A 20827-nucleotide genomic window follows, 5' to 3' on the forward strand; every position below is an offset into this window, starting at 1 on the left:
TCAACCTCTACTTAAGGTTTAGAGTTATGTCATTTCCTCACAGCGATGACGCTATGTCCGCCGCACCCCGGCGGCAACGACCTAGCGGGGCGTGTCGGCCTTGAGATTCTGCTCAGCCCCGGGTGATGGGGTTACGTGGCGCCGACACGTCGTACACCTCGGCCGGTACCTGACGCAGCGTCGTGAGGACGGCTGCCTTCAGTTCGTTCTCCTCCGCACTCCCCCACACCACCACCGCGCCGTCGGTGAGTTCGAGTTCGACCTGGTCCGGGCTGGCCGCGCCGGCGGCGGTGACCTGATCGAACAACTCCGGTGGCAGGGCGCCCAGCACCGTGACCGCGGCCTCCAGTGAGGCCGCGGAGGTCTCGGTGCCGACCTCCACCTCCACCAGCGGGAGGTCCTCGCGCGGCTCAGGCGTCACCTGCAGATTGACCGCATCACCGTCGAGCACCAGGTACTCCCCCTCGTCGGGCACCGTCGCAACGGGCGTGCGCGGTGTGATCTGGACCTGCACACCGTGTGGCCACTCGCGCACCAGATCGGCCGAGAGCACGCCGGTCACCTCCTCGACCTCCCGGGCAAGTGCCGTGGTATCCAGCCGGACCAGCGGCTGCCCGTCGTGTGCGGCCAGCAGGTCGTGGATCTGCTCGACCTCGACCAGGTCGGAGGCGCCGGTGATCCGTACCTCCTGCGCGCGCAGCGCCAGCACCGGGGAGAACAGCACCAGGTAGACCACCGCGGCCACCGCCAGCACCGCTGCGGCCACGATCGCGATGGTGCGCCACCGCAGCCGCCGGAGCGCCCGGCGGCGTTCGGCCAGCCGGGCACCGAACTGGGTGGAGATCCGGCGCTGTGGTGCGCCCGAGTCGGCCTCGGCCGCCACCGGCCTGCCGGGGCGTCGCAGCGGCGTCCCGCCCGGGGGGCGCGGGCTCACCGGCGCCCTCACCGTCGCCCCAGTTCGGCGAGGATCAGCTCCGGGAGCGCGGTGACGTCCCCGGCGCCGATCGTGACCACCAGATCACCGGGCGCGGCCCGAGCGGCCGCTGCGGCGGCCAGGGCGGCGAAGTCCTCGATCACCTCGGCCCCGTCGAGGTGATCGGCGATCAGCGCCGAAGTCACCCCGGGCAACGGCTCCTCCCGGGCCGGGTAGATCGGGGCCAGCAACACATGGTCCGCCGTGCGCAGGACCCGGGCGAACTCTTCGGCGAAGTCCCGGGTGCGGGAGTACAGATGCGGCTGGAAGACGGCGATCACACGCCCTCCGGCAGCCGCGCGTCGTGCGGTGGCCACCGCTGCGGCGACCTTGGTGGGGTTGTGGGCGTAGTCGTCCACCACCCGCACCCCGGCCACCGTGCCCCGCAACTCGAACCGGCGCGCGGTCCCGGTGAATGAGCCCAGGGCGGCGGCCATCTGGGCGGGGTCCACGCCCAGTTCCACACCGGCACACCACGCGGCGGCGGCGTTGGCCAGGTTGTGCTCGCCGGGCACGGCCACGTCCAGTTCCACCGCGCCGAGCGCGCTGGTCAGGCGCGCGCCGGATTGTCCCGGGGCGAGGTGGGTGATGTCGATGCGCACGTCCGCGTCGGTGCTGACGCCGTAGGTCTGCACCCGGGTTCCCCGCTCCCTCAGGGCGGCGGCAAAGCCCGTCGCGCCGGGGTCGTCGGCGCAGGTGATCACCAGCCCCCCCGGCTGCACCCGCGCGGCGAACTCCAGAAAAGCCCCGGCATAGGCCTGCGCCGTGCGGTAGTGGTCCAAATGGTCGGCCTCGATATTCGTCACGATCGCTACCCGGGGCGAGTAGTTGACGAAGGAACCGTCGGACTCATCAGCCTCGGCCACGAAGACAGTGCCCTCGCCCTGGTACGCGCCGGTGTCCATGGAGACCACGCGCCCCCCGATCGCGAAGGAGGGGTCCAGCCCGGCAGCGCGCAGGGCGACGGCGAGCATCGCCGAGGTGGTGGTCTTGCCGTGGCTGCCCGCCACGGCCACGAAGTCCTTGCCGCGGGCGGCCAGTGCCAATGCCTGGGACCGGTGCAGGATCGGCACGCCCCGGTCCCGAGCGGCGCGCACCTCGGGGTTGTCGGGGCCGATCGCGCTGGAGATCACCACGGCGTCCTGCGGGCCCAACTCCGCCACGTGCTCGGCGGCGTGGCCCACGTGCACCCGGGCACCCAGGCCCCCGAGCCTGGCCAGAGCGGGCGAGTCGGCCCGGTCCGAGCCGCTGACCTGATAGCCCTGACGCACCAGCAACTCGGCGATCACCGACATCCCGGCACCCCCGATGGCGATGAAATGCATCCTCATCCGCGCTGCTCCAGCACCGTGGTCACCATCCGGGCCAGCCGGTCGGTGCCATCGGTGATGCCCGCCCGGAACGCGGCGCTACGCAGCCCGGCCAGTTCCTCGTCCCCGCGCATCAGCGGCAGCACGTGCTCAGCCAGCCACCCCCCGGTCAAGTCCTCGTCCGCGACCATCAGGGCGCCTCCGGCAGTCACCACCGGTCCGGCGTTCAGCGCCTGCTCCCCGTTGCCGATCGGGAGCGGGACGTAGACCGCGGGAATGCCCAGTGCGGTCAGTTCGCTGACGGTCCCCGCACCGGCGCGTGCGATCACCAGATCCGCGCAGGCCAGGGCGTGCTCCATCTCCATCAGGTACTCGCGCACGTGATAGTGATGGGACTGCGCCATGTCGGCGGTGGCCTGGTGGACCGGATCCGCTTTGCCCCGGCCGGTCAGGTGCAACACCTGCGCGCCGGCCTCGATCAGGTCCGGGCCGATCTCGGGAAGCACCTGGTTCAACCGGGCCGCGCCCAGGGATCCGCCGGTCACCAGCACCGTGCGACGGTCCGGATCCAGGCCCAGGGCCCGGGCACCGGCGCGCGCGGTGGCATCGGCATCCTGCTCACGCCGTCGGATCAGGTCGGCGATGCTCGCCCGCAGCGGCAGGCCCACGAGTTCGCCCCCGCGCAACGCGGTGCCGGGAAAGGTAATACCCACCGCGGCTGCGTACCGCGCACCCAGCCTGTTCGCCAGCCCGGGGCGGGCGTTCTGCTCGTGCACCACGATCGGGACCCCGGCCCGCCGCGCCGCCAGGTACGCCGGTGCGGAGACGTACCCACCGAATCCGACCACCAGGTCAGCCCCGGACACCACCGAGGTGGCGGCGGCCATCGCCCGGCGCCAGCGGCCCGGCAGCGTGAGCCACTCGGCACTGGGGCGACGCGGCAACGGCACCTTCTCGATCGTGACCAGGTCCAGCCCGGCGGCGGGCACCAGGTCGGCCTCCAGCCCGGCCGCGGTGCCCAGCACCTTCAGTTGCACCCCGGGCAACTCCGCGGGCAGGCGTTCGGCCAGCGCCAGCAACGGGTTCACGTGCCCGGCCGTGCCACCCCCTGCCAGCACGATCACCGGAGCGCTCACGAGGACCGCCGGGACCGCGGAGCCACGACCGCCAGGTGGGCACGCAGGGAACTGCGCCGCGCCGCCAGCGCGGCTCTGGCACCGGGCTCGTTGCGGGCGAAGGCCAGCACGATCCCGAGCGCAGCCATCGTGGTGACCAGGGCCGAACCGCCGGCGCTGACCAGCGGCAACGGCAACCCGATCACCGGCAGCACCCCGATCACCACGCCGATGTTGATCAGTGCCTGGCCCAGGATCCAGGTCCCGATGGCGGCGGTGGAGATCTTCACGAACCGGTCCGGGTGGCGCCGGACCACCCGGGTCAACCCGACGGCGAGCGCGGTGAACAGCACCAGCACCAGCAGCGCGCCCAGCAGACCGAGTTCCTCGCCGATGATGGCGAAGATGAAGTCGTTGTGGGCCTCGGGCAGCCACAGCCACTTCGAGCGGGACTCCCCCAGCCCCACCCCGCTCAGCCCGCCGGTGCCCAGGCCCTGCAGGGCACGGCGGGGCTGCAGGCCCAGCCCCATCGGGTCGACGTCGCCCATCCCGAACAGCATCGCGATACGATCGCGCCGGTTGCTCGAGGGGATCACCAGGAAGGCCGCCGCCGCACTCCCGGCCATCGCCGCCAGGGTGAACATCGACAGCGGCACCCCGGCCACCCAGAGTGCCCCGGCTACCAGCAGCATGATCACCAGCGCGGTGCCCAAGTCGTGGGTGTACAGCACCATGGCCAGAATCCCGGTGGCCACGAACACCGCTGGGAAGAGGACGTGGTACCAGTGCCGCAGCAGGCGGCCCTTGGCGGCCAACACCGCCCCGAGCCAGACGGCCAGGCCGAGTTTGCCGAACTCCGCAGGCTGGAAGTTCTGCCCGGCGATCACCACCCAGCCGGCGTTCCCGCCGGCCGCGACCTGCAGACCGGGGATGAACACCAGCGCCTGCATCAGTGCGGCCAGAGCCATTCCGGGCCAGGCCAGCCGGCGGATCCAGGACACCGACAGCCGAGAGATCCCCCAGGCCACCGGCAGCGCGAGCAGGGCGAACCTGGCCTGGTTGAGAAAGGTGGTGAACGGGGTGCCGGAGGACTGCAGCGACAACACCGACGAACTGGACAGCACCATGACGAGCCCGAGCAGCAACAGCAGTAGCGCCGAACCGCCGACCAGGTAGTAACTGGTCACCGGGGAGTCCCAAGCCGCCGCCACGGTGGTCTGCCGGGCGGTCCGTCTCTCGGCCTTGGACTCGGCCGTCTTGGACCTGGCCGTACCGGGCACGGACCTGGCCGGCTTCCGCGACGTGCGCTTCGCCGTCGTCTGCGGGTCGGCCGGGCGCGCGCGCACCGCCGGGCGTCGGGTCGGGGTCGTGGTCACCGGGGCGTCCCCAGTCCTGTGACCGCATCGATGAACGCCTCGCCGCGGGCCGCGTAGGAGTCGAACTGATCCTGGGAGGCACACGCAGGGGCGAGCAGCACGACATCGCCCTGGCGGGCCAGATCGGCGGCATGTCGGACGGCACGGTGCATAGGTTCAGTCTCACCAGCGGGCACCACGACTCGCGGGAGGTGCGGCGCGTGTCGGTCGAGTGCGGCAACGATCGGGGCCGGATCGGTGCCGATGACGACGACGGCGCGCAGCCGGTCTGCGCTGCCGGCGACCAGGGGACCGAGGTCGGCGTCCTTGGCCAACCCACCGGCGATCCAGATCCCGCGCCCGGGCGGCAGCGCACTGAGCGATGCGGCCGCGGCGTCGGGGTTGGTGGCCTTGGAGTCGTTGACGTAGCGAACGCCCGCGTGGCTGCCAACCTCCTGGATGCGGTGCGCACCGGGCGCCAGCGCGCGCAGGCCCGCGCTGATGTGCTCCGGGGCGACGTCGGCGGCCAGCGCGAGGGCCGCGGCGGCCAGCGCGTTGGCGACCAGGTGACCCGGTACCGGCGGGCCGCCGAGGTGGGCCAGGTCGGCCAGGGTGGCCAGTTCCTGGGCGTGGGTGCGCCGGCCCGGGGTGAACGCCCGGTCGGCGAGCACGTCCTCGACCAGCCCGAGCTGACCCAGGGCCGGCACGTTCAGGGTGAACCCCACCGCGCGGGCGCCTTCGGCGACGTCGGCTGCGGCCACCATGTCCCGGGTGGCGTCGTCGTGTGCGTTGTAGATGCAGGCGGCGGTGGTGCGCTGGTAGATCCGGGCCTTGTCCGCGGCATAGTTCTGCGGGCTGCCGTGCCAGTCCAGGTGGTCCGCGGACAGGTTCAGGCACGCACTGGCCAGCGGCGCGAGGGTGTGGGTGTAGTGCAACTGGAAACTCGACAGTTCCACCGCCAGGGCGTCCAGGGTGGTCCCGGCGGCGCGGGCACCGAGCACCGTGGTCACGATCGGGTCACCCACGTTCCCCACCGCCGGGGCGTTGCGTCCTGCGGCGGCCAGCATCGAGGCGAGCATGCTCACCGTGGTGGTCTTGCCGTTCGTTCCGGTCAGCGCCAACCACGGCACCCCCGGCGGGCACAACCGCCAGGCCAGCTCGACCTCGCTCCAGACCGGCACCCCCCTCTGCTCGCCGTCTGCAGCAGGGGGTTGTGCGGTGGCAGTCCCGGGGAGGCGATCAGCACCTCCGGCTTCTCCTCCAGGGCCCGCTGGGCCAGCCCGGGCCAGTCCTGCCCGGTGAACACCATCACCCCGGCGGGCAGTGGTGCGGCGCCGGCCACCTCCGGACGGGAATCGACCGCGCTGACCCGGGCTCCGACGTCGTGCAGTGCCTGCACGGACGCAACGCCGCTGATCCCCAGCCCGGCCACCAGGACGCGCGCACCGGAGAGCTCGGCAGCCTCCATCGCTATCCGACGACCCACTCGGCGTAGAAGATGCCCAGACCCACACAGACGAACAGTGCCGCGATGATCCAGAACCGGATCACGATCGTCACCTCACCCCAACCCATGAGTTCGAAGTGGTGGTGCAGCGGGGCCATCTTGAACACACGTTTACCGGTGAGTTTGAACCAGCCGATCTGGATCACGTCCGACATCACGATCAGCACGAAGAGCCCACCGATGATCGCGGCCAGCACCTCGGTGCGGGTCAGGATGGACAGCCCGGCCAGCGCACCGCCCAGGGCGAGGGATCCGGTGTCGCCCATGAAGATCTTCGCCGGTGAGGCGTTCCACCATAGGAACCCGAAGCAGGCCCCCACGATGGCGGCGGCGATGATGGACAGGTCGCGCGGGTCGCGGACCTCATAACACCGCGACGCCACCTGGGAGAGCACCTGGCAGCTCTGGTTGGACTGCCAGACCGCCACCACCACGTAGGCACCGAAGACCAGCATCGACACACCGGTGGCCAGTCCGTCCAGACCGTCGGTGAGGTTGACCGCGTTCGACCAGGCGGTGATGAGGAAGTTGGCCCACAGCACGAACAGGATCAGTCCCACCCCCGCGCCCAGGAAGGCCAGGTCCAGGGCCGAGATGTCGCGGGTGAAGGAGATCTCGGTGGAGGCCGGGGTGCGGTACCGCTCGTTCGGGAACTGCAGGACCAGGACCGCGAACGTGACACCGATGGCGCCCTGGCCGATCATCTTCCACAGCGGGCTCAGCCCGAGGGAGCGCTGCCGGCTGATCTTGGTGAAGTCGTCGGCGAAGCCGATCACGCCCAGACCGACCATGAGGAACAACAGCAGCAGACCGGAGACATTCGGCGGACGGCCCGCCACCAGGTTCGCCACCGCGTAGCCGATCACCGTGGCTGCGATGATCACCACCCCGCCCATGGTGGGCGTGCCACGCTTGGTGAAGTGCGCGGTGGGGCCGTCCTGCCGGATGAACTGGCCGTATTCGCGCTTGACGAGGAACCGGATGAACAGCGGTGTGCCCAGCAGGGACACCAGCATCGCCACGGCACCCGCGGACAGGACGGCGATCATCGGGCTCGTTCCAACGCCTCGACCACCCGCCACAACTGCTCTCCGTTGGATGCCTTGACCAGCATCACGTCCCCGGAGCGCAGGTACCGGCGCAGCATGGCCACCGCCTCCGAGACCCCACTGGCCCGCTGCACTCCGCCGGTGCATCCCGGCCGCCAGCGCTCCGGTGGCCAGCGGGCGGGCCTCCTCCGCCACGGCGATCAGGCGGTCCACTCCCACCTGCACGGCGAAGGCACCGACTGCTTCGTGCTCGGCGGCCGAGTCCGGTCCGAGTTCGCGCATCGGGCCCAGCACCGCCACCGCCCGCCCCCGGACCCGGCCGCCATCTGGCTCAGGGAGCGCAACGCCGCCCGCATCGAGTCCGGGTTCGCGTTATAGGCGTCGTCGATGATCGTGACCCCGGCGTCGCTGCGTTGCACGTGCATCCGGTGCGGACTGCGGGCGGACGCCGAACCGAGCGCGGTCGCGATCTGCTCCGCGTCTACTCCGAGTTCGTACGCCACCGCTGCCGCGGCCAGGGCGTTGGAGACCTGATGGAGGCCGTACAGAGTCAGTTGCACCGGGTGTGCCTGCCCGTGCAGGTGCAGCGTGAAGCGCGCCCGCCCCTGATCATCGGTGCCGATCTGCTCGGCGCGGACCTGCGCATCACCTCCGGTGCCGAAGAACACGGTCCTGCGCCCGGCCGCGTCAGGTGCCATCGCGGCCACCCGCGCGTCGTCGGCGTTCAGGACCGCCACGCCGTCGGCTCGCATGTTCTGCACGAGTTCGGCCTTGGCCCGGGCGACCGCCCCGATATCGCCGAAACCATCAAGGTGAGCCCGGCCGACGGCGAGCACCACCGCGATGTCCGGTGCTGCGATCGAGGTCAGGTAGGTCAGGTTCCCCGGTGCATCGGCCCCCATCTCCAGCACCAGCGCGGCGGTGTTCTCCGTGGCGCGCAGCACCGTCAGGGGCAGGCCGATCTCATTGTTGTAGGAGCCCACCGGGGCGATCACCTCACCACAGGTCTCCAGCACCGCCGCGAGCAGGTCCTTGGTGGAGGTCTTGCCCACCGAGCCCGTCACGCCCACCACGACCGGCGGCCGGGCGTTCTTCCGCAGCCGGGACAGCACCGCGGCGGCCAGGTCTCCCAGTGCCCTGGTGGTGTCGGCCACCACGATCTGGGCCAGCGGGGCCCGCGGCACCTCCCTGCTCACCAGGGCGGCCACCGCACCGGCCTCGGCCGCGGCGCCCAGGTAGTCGTGGCCGTCCACTCGGGCACCGCCCACCGCGACGAACAGGTCCCCCGGTCCCACCCGCCGGGAGTCGGTGACGACCCCACCGCTGACCGTGGCACCCTCATGCCCCGGGACGGTGCCGTCCACGGCGGCAGCGATCTGGGCGATCGTCAGGTCGATCATGAGGCGGTCGGGTGCTGCACTCGTTCGGCCATCGCCTTGCGCACCTCCTGTCGGTCATCGAGGTGGTGGTCCACGCCCGCGATCTCCTGCCAGGTCTCATGTCCGCGCCCGGCTACCAGAACCGTATCCGTATCGGCGGCGAATCTGATGACACGGGCGATCGCGGCCTGTCGCGGCGCCACCTCGTACAGGTCCACCTGCCGGCCCTCCTGCTGCTCCGTGGCCAGTGCGCGCACCGCTCCGGCCATCACCTCGGCCCGGATGCCCGCCGGGTCCTCATCGTGCGGATCATCATCGGTGATCACCACCACATCGGCACCCTGCACCGCCGCCGCGCCCATCGACGCGCGCTTGCCGCGGTCGCGGTCTCCGGTGGCACCGAAGATCACGAAGAGGCGCCCCTGCGTCCCCTGTCGCACCGCGGCCAGTGCCTGCTGGATCGCCTCGGTATTGTGCGCGAAGTCCACCAGCACCCGGGGGGCGGTGGCCACCAGTTCCATCCGACCGGGGACCACGGCGGTCAACCCCTCCGGCAGCGCGGCGGTGATCTGCTCCGGGCTCGCCCCCACCTGCAGGGCCATCACCAACGCCACGGCCGCATTGGCCACGTTGAACGTCCCCGGTAGGGCCACGGTGGTGCTCAGTTCCACACCGTCGGCGCTGCTCAGCGTGATCGGAGTGCCCGCGGGTCCCGGCGCGCCGGCGCTGACCTGCCAGTGGGCCGGCGCCCGGGTGGCCGAGACCGTGACGACATCGATCTCGGCCCGGGCGGCCAGTCGTCGTCCCCACTCGTCGTCGACCAGCACCACGCCGCGCCGCGCACGGCCCGGGGTGAACAGCGCAGCCTTCGCGGCGAAGTAGGACTCCATGTCGCCATGGAAGTCCAAGTGGTCCTGGGTCAGGTTGGTGAAGCCGGCCACCTCGTAGACGACTCCGTCCACCCGGTGCAGTTCCAGGGCGTGCGAGGAGACCTCCATCACCACGTCGTCCACCCGGGAACGCACCATCTGCGCCAGCAGTTGGTGCAGCGCGGGGGCCTCCGGGGTGGTCAACCGGGCGGGAGTGCGCTCGGCGCCGATCTTGAGTTCCACCGTCCCGATCAGGCCGGTGCTGCGACCCAGCGCAGCCAGGATGTGCTCGAGGAAGTAGGTGGTGGTGGTCTTGCCGTTGGTCCCGGTCACCGCGTAGGTGCCCAACCGCCGGGAGGGATGCCCGTAGATCCATGAGGCCACCTGGCCCAGGACCGCGCGCGGATCCTGGGCCACCAGCACCGGCACGGCGATCTCCTGCCCGGTGAGCAGGTCCGCTCCCGCGGCGTCGGTGAGCACACCCACCGCGCCGCCGGCCACCGCGGCGGCAGCGAAGCGCGCACCGTGAGCCCGCGCACCCGGGAGCGCAGCGAACAGCTCACCCGGACCGGTGAGCCGGTTGTCCAGGCTGACGCCGGTGACGGCGACCTCGAGGCCGGAGCCATCCTCCGGCCGGCCGCGCGCGGTCAGGCCGAAGGCCGCGGCTAGTCCGGCGAGGGTCCGCCGGGGCGGCTCAGCAGATGCAACGTTCATGCTCCTAGTATCGATGCCTCAGGAGTCTTCTGGTCGCAACGGGTACAGGTCGGGCTCCTCGGTGGAGGGCGCCACGCCCAGGTGCTGCAGGCTGAACTCGGTCACGTCGTGGAAGACCGGGGCTGCCACGAGCGAACCGTAGATCCCGGAGGGTTGGGCAACCACCACACCGACGGCGATCTCCGGCGCCTCGGCCGGTGCCACGCCCACGAAGGAGGCCACCCGGTGGCTCAGCCCGCCCCGTCCATCGGAGGTCTCGGCGGTACCGGTCTTGCCCGCCACCCGGTACCCGTCGATGGCCGCCCGCACCCCGGTGCCGCCCTCGTGCACGGTGGACTCCAGCATCCGGATCATCTGCTCGCTGCTCTCCGGGGAGACCACCTGCACCGGCTCCTCGTCCTGGAGTTCCTCGTACGCCCCCTCACACGTGTAGCCCTCGATGATCCGCGGCGGGATCGCCATCCCCTGATTGGCGATGGTGGCGAACACCTGGGTGTTGGCCACCAGGTTCACGTTCACGCTCTGGCCGAACATCGTCACGTACTGGGTGCGGCCGTCCCAGTCCGAGTAGTGGTGCAGGATGCCGGCGGTCTCACCGGGAAGGCCCATCCCGGTTCGCTCACCCCATCCCATGTTCCGCATGTACTCGAACCGCGTCTGGTTCGACATCTCGACCCGATCAGCACCGTGGAGGTGTTCGCCGACTCCGCCAGCACCCCGGTGGTGGTCAGCACCTGGTCAGGGTGCTCGGTGTGGTCGGTGAAGGTCTGACCGTTGGGCATGGTGTGCCGGTAGGGGTTCTCGATCGGCGAGGTCGGAGTGACCACTCCTTCCTCCAGCGCCGACAGCACGGTGAGGACCTTGCCGGTCGAACCGGGGTCGTAGGCATTCTGCACCGAACGGGCACCGCGGCTGTCCTCGGGGGTGTCCATCGGGGAGTTGGGGTCCACCGCGTGGGAGTCGGCCAGCGCCAGGATGCGCCCGGTGCCCACCTCGACCACCACGACCGCACCCCAGGCGGCACTCCAGGTGTCCACCGATTCGTCGATCACCTGCTGGGCATGCCATTGCAGATCGGTGTCGATGGTCAGGTGGACATCACAGCCCGGGACCGCCGGGGTGGAGGACTGCGCGCCGGTGGGGATCACCTGCCCGCGGGCCCCGATCTCCACCTCGCTGGAACCCGGGGTGCCCAGCAGCCGGGAGTTGAGGGTCGACTCGATCCCGGCGGCGCCATCGCCCTCGTCGTTGACCCAGCCGAGAATGTTCCCGGCCGTGTTCCCGGCCGGGTAGACGCGCTGGCTGGTGCGCTCGGCGGTAATGCCGTTCACCCCGAGGCTGGCGATCGCCTGCCAGGTTTCCGGTGTGGCATTGCGCAGGAGTCGGTGGTAGCCGTTGTCCCCGACCAGTTCCGCTCCGAGTTCGGCACGGTCGCGATCCAGCAACGGGGCCAGCACCCTCGCCGCCGCCGCGGCACCACGGCTGACGATCTCACCGTCCTCATCGCGGAGCACGAAGGACGGGATCTGGCGCAGATCGGCGACGATGTCGAAGGTGTCGGCGCTGGTGGCCAGCACCGTGCCGTGGGCATCGACCACGTCTCCGCGCGGTGCCGGAATGATCTGGGTGTGGGTGCGCTCCTCCCGGGCGGTCTGGGCCAGGGCGGGCCCGCGATCACCTGGATGTAGACCAGCCGGACACCGAACAGCAGCACCACGATCAGGATCGCGGCGAGGATGATGTTCTGTCGGCGCACCGGTGCCCCGACACCGGTCATCGGCGTCGGCCCGGCCATCAGTCCGAACCGACCAGCTCAGCCGCCGGGCCGGCGATCGCGCCATCCTCGAGCCGCAGGTAACTGGTCCCTTCGCCCCGCTCCATCCCCAGTTCGGCCGCCGCCGCGGCCAACGCTGCCGGGGCTCCGCGCCGCTCCACCTGCTGGGTGAGGAACTGCTGGTGCTCGGACAACTGGGCCAGTTCGATGCGCTGCTCCCGCATCTCGTACGCGGTCGCAGCCATCGCGGTGTTGAGCAGCAGCGCCCCGAGCATCGCGCCAACCAGGATAGTCAGGCACAGCGCCACGAACGGCACGAGACTGCGCTGGTGTGCGGGCGCCCGCACGATCTGGAGCCGGGGGCGGCGGGTGGTGGTCGCCGCCGGGCCGGGCCACCGGGGCCCGCTGCGGAACTGCGCTCATGCTGGACCCTCCTGCAGATGCTTCGGCGTGGGGCGGAGCCGTTCGACGGCGCGCAGTCGTACCGAGGCCGAGCGCGGGTTGGCACGCTGTTCGGCGTCGCCGGCCGCCTCGGAGCCGCGGGTGAGAGAGCGTAGATAGGGCTCATGCCCGGGCAGTTCGGTGGGCAGATCCACGGGCGTGGAGGAGGTCAACCCGGGCCGGAAGGCGTTCTTGACCATCCGATCCTCCAGGGAGTGATAGGACAGCACCACCATCCGACCGCCCACCGCCAGCGTCTGCAGCGCACCGGGCAGCGCGGCCCGCAGCACCTCGAGTTCGGCGTTCACCGCGATCCGCAACGCCTGGAAGGTCCGCTTTGCGGGGTTGCCACCGGTGCGCCGGGCGGCCTGGGGAATGTTCTCGCGGACGAGGTCGACCAGTTCGCCGCTGCGCTGCAGCGGCTCGGTCCGACGACGGCGCACGATCGCCGCAGCGATACGGCCGGCGAACCGCTCCTGGCCGTAGTCGGAGAGGATCCGGCGCAGGCCGGCCTCGTCCTCCTCCGCGAGGAGCCGGGCGGCGGTCCGTCCGGCGCTCTGGTCCATCCGCATGTCCAGTGGGGCTTCCTGGGCGTAGGAGAAACCTCGCTCGGCGCGGTCCAACTGCAAGGAGGAGACGCCGAGATCGAACAACAGCCCCTGGACCGGTCCGTGGCTCCGCTCGGCCAGGACTGCCGGGATCTGGTCATACACGGCGTGTACCGGCTCGAACCGGTCGCCGAAGGCGGCCAGGCGCTGCCCTGCCAACGCCAGTGCCTGCTGGTCGCGGTCGATCCCGATCAGGCGCAGACCCGGATGGCGACGCAACAGCACCTCGCTGTGGCCGCCCATCCCGAGGGTGGCATCCACAGCGAGCGCACCGGGCGCGTCCAGCGCTGGGGCCAGCAGTTCGGCGCAGCGGTCGGCAAGGACGGGCGCGTGCAGTGCGCCGATCGGCTTGCTGATCATCGAACGTCCTCGCTGCTGGCACTGATCCTGAGGTGGTCGGAGGCCCCTCCGCCGTCCGACCAGGACTCCCGCCGCCCGATCTGGCGCCGGGGAAGTGCGCCAGAGTCGCGGTGAGAGACCAAGTGGGACGGAGTCGGACCCGATCACAGGCCGGGGACCACCTCCTCGGTGAGTTCGGCGAATGCCTGCTCGGAGGCGGCCAGGTACTCGGTCCAGGAGGTTGAGTCCCAGATCTCGATCTTCGATCCGGCGCCGATGACCGCCAGTTCGCGCCCGAGCCCGGCGTACTTGCGCAACACCGGCGGAACGGTCAGGCGGCCCTGCTTGTCCGGGATCTCGTCGGAGGCTCCGGAGAGCAGGATCCGCTGGAAGTCCCGGGCCTGCTTGGACGTCAGGGACGCCGACTGCATCTGGGCGTGCACCCGCTCGAACTCCGCGCGCGGGAACCCGTACAGGCAGCGCTCCTGGCCCCGGGTGAGCACGATGCCCGGGCCAGCGCCTCCCGGAACTTCGCGGGCAGGATCAGGCGGCCCTTGTCGTCGAGCCTGGGTTCGTAAGTCCCGAGGAACATGTGCCACCCCCAACCCTCCCTACTAGTCCGGATTCCCCCACATTACTCCACTTTCCTCCACCGTCAATCGCAACGCACGCGTTTTGCGCAGGAGTTCCTACTATTTCTGCAGGTCAGGGCCGTGGTGCGATGTGGAGTAGATTCCTCAGCAGCGGGCCCTTCAGACCGTGATTGCGTGGTGGATCCCTACCCCGGCAGGCTGTTTCCCGCCGAGTGCGGCCACACGCGGGACCACGGTGGAGCGAAGTGGAGAATCTGCAGACCCGTGGGCGCCGGAGCCGCGCAGGACGTACCCTCGGACCATGACGACGACGACCACCGAAGCGGCTGCGATCGCTCGGCTGATGGACAACCTGAGCCAGGTTCTGTCCGGCCGTCCCGCCGTCGTGCGCACCGTCGTCGCCGTCTTCCTCGCTCAGGGCCATCTGCTGATCGAGGACGTGCCCGGGGTGGGGAAGACGACCCTGGCAAAGGCCCTGGCCCGTTCGGTCGGAGGCACGATGGGGCGGGTGCAGTTCACCCCGGACCTGCTGCCCAGCGACCTCACCGGCGTGAGCGTCTACCGGGCCCAGACCGGAGACTTCGAGTTCCACCCCGGTCCCCTGTTCGCCACCGTGGTGATCGGCGATGAGATCAACCGCGCTTCCCCCAAGACGCAGTCGGCGCTGCTGGAGTGCATGCAGGAGCGCCAGGTGACGGTCGACGGGACCACTCATCCACTGCCCGATCCATTCATGGTGATCGCCACCCAGAACCCGGTGGAGATGGCCGGGACCTACCCGCTCCCGGAAGCGCAGCGCGACCGCTTCATGGCTCAGGTGCGCATCGGCTATCCCGCCCAGCAGGACGAGCTCGAGTTGCTGGCCACCGGCGGCTTCGCCGATCCGCTGGCTGACCTCGACCAAGCCCTCACCGACGACGACGAGATTCAGGCCGCGCGGCTGGCGGTGCGCGCCGTCTACGTCTCCGATGCCGTGCGCGGCTTCATCCTGGACCTGGTCCGGGCCACCCGTCGTCACGAGGAGATCGCGTTGGGCGCCTCACCGCGGGCGGGATTGCAACTGCTGGCGATGGCCAAGGCGCTGGCGGTCGTGCAGGGCCGGGACTTCGTCCTGCCTGATGACATCCAGGAGATCGGCGTGTCCGTCCTGGCGCACCGGGTCGTCGCTCGGCGTGGTGCCTCGGCCGGCCCCGCTGAACTCATCGGCCAGATTCTCCGAGGCATCCCGGCCCCCGGCCCGTCCTGAGATGCGCCTGACCTTACGCGGGATCGGGATGCTCGCCGCCGGTGCCCTCCTGGCGGTCGCAGCGGCGGCGACGGACGCCCTGGCCCTCGCGCGGATCAGCGCCCTGCTGCTGGGGCTGATCGCGGTCGCTCTGGTCTGGGTGCTGGGCAGCCGCCGGCGTGCCGCACGGATGCGCTGCGCGCCGCCGGGTGGATCCACCCCGGCCGGTCGTGGCTCAGGTGGCCACGGTCCACCTGGAACTGCTCGCGGGCCAGTTGGGCGCCTGGTCCCGGCTCCGCGAGCGAACGCCGGCGCTGCTGAACCGCTCCCACGTCCGGGCTGCCGGTCAGCAGCGCAGAGCCTGGACCTACCAGATCCGCCCACGCGAGCGTGGATACCACCGGCTCGGGCCCAGCACCGTGGTCCACGGCGACCCGTTGGGGCTGCTGCGCTGGCCGGTCCGCGGTGACCGCGGGGAACCGCTGCTCATCTGGCCCCGGACCGCCGTGCTGGACGAGTCGCTGCGGCTACGAGACCTGAGTGGAAGTGAGCACTCGGCCTTCGGACTTCCGGAGCGCTCGGTGGAGGACCTGACGCTGCGCGAGTACGTGCGAGGCGACGACGTGCACCGGGTGCACTGGCGCACCTCGGCACGCCGGGGCGAGTTGATGGTCCGCGCCGATGAGCCCTCCCACCCTCCGGCGGTGGACCTGCTACTGGATCTGGGCCGCAAGAGTGGCGCGGAGTGGGCGTTGAGCGCCTTCGCCTCGCTTGCGGTCGGCCTCGTCTCCTCCGGGGTCCCGGTGCGGCTGCACGTGTGCGCCAGGGCCGGCCTGGATGCCGATCCGGACGTGCACTCGGTCACGTGCACCACCGCAGCGGATGCCCTCGACGTGATCGCCCCGGCCACCATCACCCCCGCGGCGCTGCGTGCTGAGCAACGCCGGGGGCTGCACGGGGCCGGCCCGAGTCTGATCGCGGTACTGCACTCCCCCGACGTCGGCCTGCTCCATACCCTGAGCCCGTTAGCCGGTCACCGCCGTGCCTACGCCCTGATCGTCACCGACCGTTACGACGAGCGGGTACCGGCGGCCGGACTCGCCAAGCACGGCTGGGCCCTGCACACCGCGCGCGCTCGCGCCGACACCTCCGGGATCGCCGAGTCCTGGAACACCCTCCTCACGCCCCTGGTGGTGCGCTGATGGACGGGCACCCGCGCCGGGTCCTCGCCGCCGGGCTCCTGGTGCTGGCCGCGCTGGGCGGTGGATTGAGCCTGGAGCGCCTGGTGGAGACGGCCTCCTGGTTCCCCAGCGCCCTGGTCGTCCTGAGCGTGACGGCCGCGTCGCTGGTGCTCATCCGCACCTGGCTGGCCTCGATCTGGTTGCCCACGGTGATCAGCGGCGCGATCGGGACCTACCTCACCGCCGCGTTGTTCGTTCCCGGCGACGGCATGCTGGAGCCACTGCCCGGAGTGGCCGCGCCCGGTGAGTTCCTGGCATTGCTCCGGCAGGGCATGGCCGATACCGCCACCCAGGCCCCGGTGGTGGGCAGCGCGGGACTGGCGCTGGGCATCGTCTCGGCGTTGCTGGTGGTCCTGTTGCTGGCCGAGCTGCTCGCGGTCGGTTGCCGGGCACCGGCGTGGTCCGGGATCGCCCTGCTGGCGCCGTGGATGCCCGCCGTGGCCCTGGGTGAACCGGTGCCGGCAGCGGTGTTCGTGCTCGCCGCCACCGGCTACCTGGGCCTGCTGGTGCTGCACTCCGCCGGAACCGGAGCGGAACAGCGTGCGCGTCACGGCGCATGGAGATCAGCCGCCGGTGCCGCCGCGCTCACCGTCGTGGTGGCTCTGATCGCCGCCCCTGCGGTCCTGCTCATTCCCACGTCCACCTGGCAGTGGTCCGAATCCGGGGGCACCAGCGCCACGCGGCTCGATCTGGGCCTTGACGTCAGTGACCATCTGGATCGGGGCGCCGACGAGCTGCTCTACTCCTACCGGGCGAGCGACCCCGAGAACCTCGGACCGCTGCATGCCTACACCCTCACCGAGTTCACCGGGCAGCGTTGGCTGCGCGGCACCGAACCCCGCGAGACCGAGCCGGTGCAGAATCAAGTGCTGTGGCCGAGCCCGATCGAGGCCGACCGGCCCGACCAGCGGCTGCAGATGAACGTGCTGGACCTGGCCCAGGACCGGCTGCTGCTGCCCGACCAGCCGCGCCGGCTCTCGATCGAGGGCGAATGGGCCTACGACGGCGACTCCGATGAGGTGATCGGCTCCGGCTCGACGCCGCTGGAGTACGAGGCGGAGATCTTCGAGGTGGATCTGGATCCGGCGGACCTCAACGCCGTGGAGTTGGTCGAGGACCCCGAGGTCGACCCCCTCACCCTGCACGTACCCGACACCGGTCACGCCGATCAGATCCGAGCGCTGACGCAACGGGTCGTCGATACTGCCGGTGCCCGGACCCAATATGAGCAGGCGGTGGCCATCCAGGACTTCCTGCGGTTCGACAGCCAGTTCACCTACGACGTCGAGGTGGACCCGGCCCGGACCTCCGATGCGGTCTGGGACTTCCTCGGCAGCGGCCGTGGCTACTGCGTCCAGTTCGCCACCGCGATGGTGGTGATGGCCCGCACGCTGGACATCCCGGCCCGGATGGCGGTGGGGTTCCTGCCCGGGGAAGAGTCCGATCAGGACGACACCGTCGAGGTCAGCGGCCACCGGGCGCACACCTGGCCGCAGGTGTACTTCGACGGCGTGGGCTGGGTCCGGTTCGAGCCCACCCCACCGGGGCGCACCGGCGCTCCGCCGGAGTGGGCCACCGGGGTGCCCGAGGGCGCCGAATCGCCCGAGGAGGAGTTCCCCACCGGTACCGCGGCCCCACAGACCCCGGAGGAACCGGCCGACGCCGCAACTCCGCAGACGACTCCGGAATCGATCGGCGGTGCCTCCGATCAGCCCTCCCACTGGCGCTGGCTCGCGCTGGCCATCCCGGTCGGCTTGATCGGCGGCGTGCTGGCGTGGCAGTACCGTCAGCGCCGCGGGTCTGACGTGGAGCGTTCCTGGGCACGGGTGCGCCGGGCCGCCACCGGTATCGCACCGGAGTCCGCTCACCCCGGAGAGACCCCCCGAGGGCTACGGGCGCGGGTGGGGCTGACCGGCCAGCCCGGGCAGGCCCTGGCGGAACTGGTGGGGGCGGTGGGCGCCACCGCTATGCACCACCCGGGCGGCAGGCGCCGAGCGGCAAGCAGGTGCATCAGTGGCGCAGACAGGTACTGGAGGAGATCCGCCGACAGCATCCGCGCAGCAAGTGGCGCCGCAGGGTCATGCACGAGGTGAACACCCGGGACCGGGTGTGACCGGACTTCAGGGTTCGCGTCGGCGGCGGTCCCAGCGCTCTTCGAGTTTGTCCATGAACCCGGAATCACGCGGCGCGGTCTTGCCGCTGCCGCCCCCTCGGATCGGGTGCACGTTCGAGGCGTCACCGTCGGGCTGACCCTTCGGGCGCGACATCGCCACCAGCACACCGGCGAACATGAGAAGGAAGCCGACGGCACTCAGCCAGAGATGCCCGCCGGCCAGACCACCCACCAGGGCGGCCAGACCACCGAGCAGGCCCACGATCCCCAAGCCGATCTGCAGGGGTTTGCGGCCGGCACGTCCGGAGATGGTGTCGGCGAGTTTGGGATCGTCGGAGCGCAACTGTTGCTCCAACTCCTCCAGTACGCGCTGCTCGTACTCGGAGAGAGGCACGGTACCTCCCAGGGCGGTTGACGGGTACCCCGACGAGGGGTCTGGTACCTAGGATAAGTGCCCGGAGCCAATAGTGGTAGCCGAAGCGGAGCGAAGCTACCCAGATGTGGCATCTCTAACGTCCGGCGAGCCTCCCGGACGCACGAGAGTGGCCGCTCGGACCGCGCCGCGCCCGTATCGAGCGGTGATGGAATCCATTGCCCGTTCGGCATCGCGGCGGCCCGGTCCGGGCCCGGCCAGGGTGCCCTGGACGGCGGTGGTGGCCGCCGGACTGAGGGCCTCACACCGCACGCCCAGCAACCGCACGCCGCCGGCGGGCAGGGCGACCCCGGCCAGCAGTTCCCGGGCGGTGGCGTAAACGGCCTGCGCCACATCGGTGGGCTCCGACAGCGCCCGGGAACGGGACAGGGTGGTGAAGTCGGCGAACCGTACCTTGATCGACACCGACGCGGTGACGGTGCCCGCCGCCCGTAACCGCATCGCGCAACGGTGCGCCTGGTCCAACAGGACCGCGTTCAATTCCTCGGTGCGGGAGAGGTTGACCGCAAAGGTCTGCTCGTGTCCGATCGACTTCTCCTGCCGCTGTGGCTGCACCGGGCGCGGGTCGCGGCCCCAGGACAGGTCCAGCAGGCGCTGTCCGGCTGCCACTCCGAGCAGGCGGTGCAGGGTCGGTGCGGGCGTGTGCGCAAGGTCGGAGACGGTGTGGATGGCCATCGAGGCCAGCCGTTCCGCGGTGCGCTCACCCACCCCCCACAATGCCCCCACGGGCAGCGCATGCAGGAACGGGACGGTGGCCTCGGCAGGGATCAACAGCATCCCGTCCGGCTTGGCGTGACTGGAGGCCAGTTTCGCCACGAACTTGGTGCCCGCAACTCCCACGGAGGCATCCACGAACAGCTCGGTGCGGATGCGCTCGCGGATCTGCTGCGCGATCTGTGTCGGTGAGCCCAGTCGCCGGCGCGCTCCGGAGACGTCCAGGAACGCCTCATCGATGCTGACCTGTTCCAGCACCGGGGTGATCTCGCCCAGGACCTGAAGGACCGCGAGGGAGACCTCCCGGTAGCGCTCGTGCCGGGGCTCCAGCACCACCGCGTGCGGGCAGATTGCCCGCGCCCGCGCCATCGGCATCGCCGAGTGCACCCCGAATTCCCGCGCTTCGTAGGTCGCCGACACCACCACGCCACGATGGCGGCCACCGACGATGACCGCCTTGCCACGCAGGTCGGGCCGCTCGATCAACTCCACCGCGGCGAAGAAGGCATCCATGTCCACGTGCAGGATGGGCGCTCCGGAGTCGTCGTCGCCCCAGTCCCTCCCGGCCGCCGCCGCCGACCGCGCCGAACGACTCACGAGGCCATCGCCGGAAGGTGCGTGGGCTCGCGCGCCGTCCGCACCGCCTCGCTCACGATCGCGACGAACTCCACTGCGGCCTGCTCGGTGCGCGCCACCTGCGCGGCCTCGAGGGCCGGCGCACGCCCCGTCTCGATCGCCGCCCGGATCGGCGCGCCGGAGGCGAACAGCGCCGCCCACGGTACCCAGACCTCGTCCAACTCGGCGATCTGTTCCCAGACGCTGCGCACCGCGCGCCGCCTGCCGGCCGAGGCCGGGTGCAGGGCGAGCAACGCCGCCCCGGCGCGCAGCGCCGCCATATGGGCGTGCAGGAAATTCTCCTGCCCCTCGGCCCGCCCCGAGAGTTGATCGAGTTCGGCATGGGCTCGCCGAAGCAACCGCTCAGGTACCGCACCGCCCATCATCGACTCCCTTCCCGCACTACCATTATCGAACGCTCGTTCGAAGTTGTCAAGGGCCTACCGCGTTCGGTCCCACC

18 protein-coding genes and 2 pseudogenes are annotated in these 20827 nt (G+C 70.9%); 3 read left to right on the plus strand and 17 right to left on the minus strand.

Features of this window, described 5'->3' with window-relative positions; translation table 11 throughout:
* Positions 1 to 112: 112 nt before the first annotated feature.
* From ACRRRO_RS20330 to mraZ, 14 genes and pseudogenes are all read right to left on the minus strand, one after another.
* Positions 113 to 934, minus strand: coding sequence for a cell division protein FtsQ/DivIB (locus ACRRRO_RS20330; RefSeq protein WP_424797185.1), 822 nt, complete (start codon positions 932 to 934; stop codon positions 113 to 115).
* Between the two features lie 8 nt (positions 935 to 942).
* Positions 943 to 2304, minus strand: a complete 1362-nt coding sequence (gene murC, locus ACRRRO_RS20335) for a UDP-N-acetylmuramate--L-alanine ligase (RefSeq protein WP_424797186.1) — start codon at positions 2302 to 2304, stop codon at positions 943 to 945.
* Positions 2301 to 3419, minus strand: coding sequence for an undecaprenyldiphospho-muramoylpentapeptide beta-N-acetylglucosaminyltransferase (murG, locus tag ACRRRO_RS20340; protein WP_424797187.1), 1119 nt, complete (start codon positions 3417 to 3419; stop codon positions 2301 to 2303). Before murG ends, murC begins: the two co-directional genes overlap by 4 nt.
* Positions 3416 to 4774 carry a peptidoglycan glycosyltransferase FtsW gene (locus ACRRRO_RS20345; RefSeq protein WP_424797188.1) on the minus strand — a complete coding sequence of 453 codons (1359 nt, stop codon included), beginning with the start codon at positions 4772 to 4774 and terminating at the stop codon, positions 3416 to 3418. The genes murG and ACRRRO_RS20345 overlap by 4 nt, the downstream gene beginning before the upstream one ends.
* Positions 4771 to 5934, minus strand: coding sequence for a UDP-N-acetylmuramoyl-L-alanine--D-glutamate ligase (murD, locus tag ACRRRO_RS20350; RefSeq protein WP_434080755.1), 1164 nt, complete (start codon positions 5932 to 5934; stop codon positions 4771 to 4773). Before murD ends, ACRRRO_RS20345 begins: the two co-directional genes overlap by 4 nt.
* Positions 5865 to 6221 (minus strand): hypothetical protein, encoded by a 357-nt coding sequence (locus tag ACRRRO_RS20355; RefSeq protein WP_434080756.1) that lies wholly within the window; start codon positions 6219 to 6221, stop codon positions 5865 to 5867. Before ACRRRO_RS20355 ends, murD begins: the two co-directional genes overlap by 70 nt.
* A gap of 2 nt (positions 6222 to 6223) precedes the next feature.
* The gene (gene mraY / locus ACRRRO_RS20360) at positions 6224 to 7309 is read right to left on the minus strand and encodes a phospho-N-acetylmuramoyl-pentapeptide-transferase (RefSeq protein ID WP_424787930.1); all 1086 of its coding nucleotides are present in this window, start codon (positions 7307 to 7309) and stop codon (positions 6224 to 6226) included.
* Positions 7306 to 7443 (minus strand): hypothetical protein, encoded by a 138-nt coding sequence (locus ACRRRO_RS20365; RefSeq protein WP_434080757.1) that lies wholly within the window; start codon positions 7441 to 7443, stop codon positions 7306 to 7308. The genes mraY and ACRRRO_RS20365 overlap by 4 nt, the downstream gene beginning before the upstream one ends.
* Before the next feature lie 66 nt (positions 7444 to 7509).
* Complete coding sequence (locus ACRRRO_RS20370) at positions 7510 to 8709, minus strand: UDP-N-acetylmuramoyl-tripeptide--D-alanyl-D-alanine ligase (protein WP_434080758.1); 1200 nt, start codon at positions 8707 to 8709, stop codon at positions 7510 to 7512.
* Positions 8706 to 10271, minus strand: coding sequence for a UDP-N-acetylmuramoyl-L-alanyl-D-glutamate--2,6-diaminopimelate ligase (locus tag ACRRRO_RS20375; RefSeq protein WP_424797191.1), 1566 nt, complete (start codon positions 10269 to 10271; stop codon positions 8706 to 8708). Before ACRRRO_RS20375 ends, ACRRRO_RS20370 begins: the two co-directional genes overlap by 4 nt.
* 18 nt (positions 10272 to 10289) lie before the next feature.
* A pseudogene (locus ACRRRO_RS20380) lies at positions 10290 to 12112 on the minus strand (peptidoglycan D,D-transpeptidase FtsI family protein).
* Entirely contained in the window at positions 12066 to 12392 is a 327-nt protein-coding gene (locus ACRRRO_RS20385; RefSeq protein ID WP_434080759.1) for a hypothetical protein, read from the minus strand. Before ACRRRO_RS20385 ends, ACRRRO_RS20380 begins: the two are co-directional and overlap by 47 nt.
* A gap of 72 nt (positions 12393 to 12464) precedes the next feature.
* Entirely contained in the window at positions 12465 to 13454 is a 990-nt protein-coding gene (rsmH, locus tag ACRRRO_RS20390; protein ID WP_424797193.1) for a 16S rRNA (cytosine(1402)-N(4))-methyltransferase RsmH, read from the minus strand.
* 143 nt (positions 13455 to 13597) lie between these two features.
* Positions 13598 to 14025: pseudogene (gene mraZ / locus ACRRRO_RS20395) on the minus strand (division/cell wall cluster transcriptional repressor MraZ).
* Between the two features lie 302 nt (positions 14026 to 14327).
* On the opposite strand from mraZ, the gene ACRRRO_RS20400 reads away from it, so the two are divergent.
* The 3 genes from ACRRRO_RS20400 to ACRRRO_RS20410 all read left to right on the plus strand — a co-directional run bounded on the left by ACRRRO_RS20400 (position 14328) and on the right by ACRRRO_RS20410 (position 18585).
* Positions 14328 to 15272, plus strand: coding sequence for an AAA family ATPase (locus tag ACRRRO_RS20400; RefSeq protein WP_434080760.1), 945 nt, complete (start codon positions 14328 to 14330; stop codon positions 15270 to 15272).
* Between the two features lie 218 nt (positions 15273 to 15490).
* Positions 15491 to 16453, plus strand: coding sequence for a DUF58 domain-containing protein (locus ACRRRO_RS20405; protein WP_434080761.1), 963 nt, complete (start codon positions 15491 to 15493; stop codon positions 16451 to 16453).
* Positions 16453 to 18585, plus strand: a complete 2133-nt coding sequence (locus ACRRRO_RS20410; RefSeq protein WP_434080762.1) for a transglutaminaseTgpA domain-containing protein — start codon at positions 16453 to 16455, stop codon at positions 18583 to 18585. Before ACRRRO_RS20405 ends, ACRRRO_RS20410 begins: the two co-directional genes overlap by 1 nt.
* A gap of 27 nt (positions 18586 to 18612) precedes the next feature.
* On the opposite strand, the gene ACRRRO_RS20415 is transcribed toward ACRRRO_RS20410, so the two are convergent.
* The 3 genes from ACRRRO_RS20415 to ACRRRO_RS20425 all read right to left on the minus strand — a co-directional run bounded on the left by ACRRRO_RS20415 (position 18613) and on the right by ACRRRO_RS20425 (position 20753).
* Positions 18613 to 18999, minus strand: coding sequence for a DUF3040 domain-containing protein (locus ACRRRO_RS20415; protein ID WP_424797196.1), 387 nt, complete (start codon positions 18997 to 18999; stop codon positions 18613 to 18615).
* A gap of 96 nt (positions 19000 to 19095) precedes the next feature.
* A complete protein-coding gene (gene dinB / locus ACRRRO_RS20420; RefSeq protein ID WP_424797197.1) occupies positions 19096 to 20349 on the minus strand; it encodes a DNA polymerase IV in 1254 nt (417 codons plus the stop codon).
* Positions 20346 to 20753 (minus strand): SAV_6107 family HEPN domain-containing protein, encoded by a 408-nt coding sequence (locus tag ACRRRO_RS20425; protein WP_434080763.1) that lies wholly within the window; start codon positions 20751 to 20753, stop codon positions 20346 to 20348. The genes dinB and ACRRRO_RS20425 overlap by 4 nt, the downstream gene beginning before the upstream one ends.
* Between the last annotated feature and the right edge of the window lie 74 nt (positions 20754 to 20827).

Source organism: Sanguibacter sp. Z1732, assembly GCF_051020515.1.
GTDB lineage: Bacteria > Actinomycetota > Actinomycetes > Actinomycetales > Beutenbergiaceae > CALKWS01.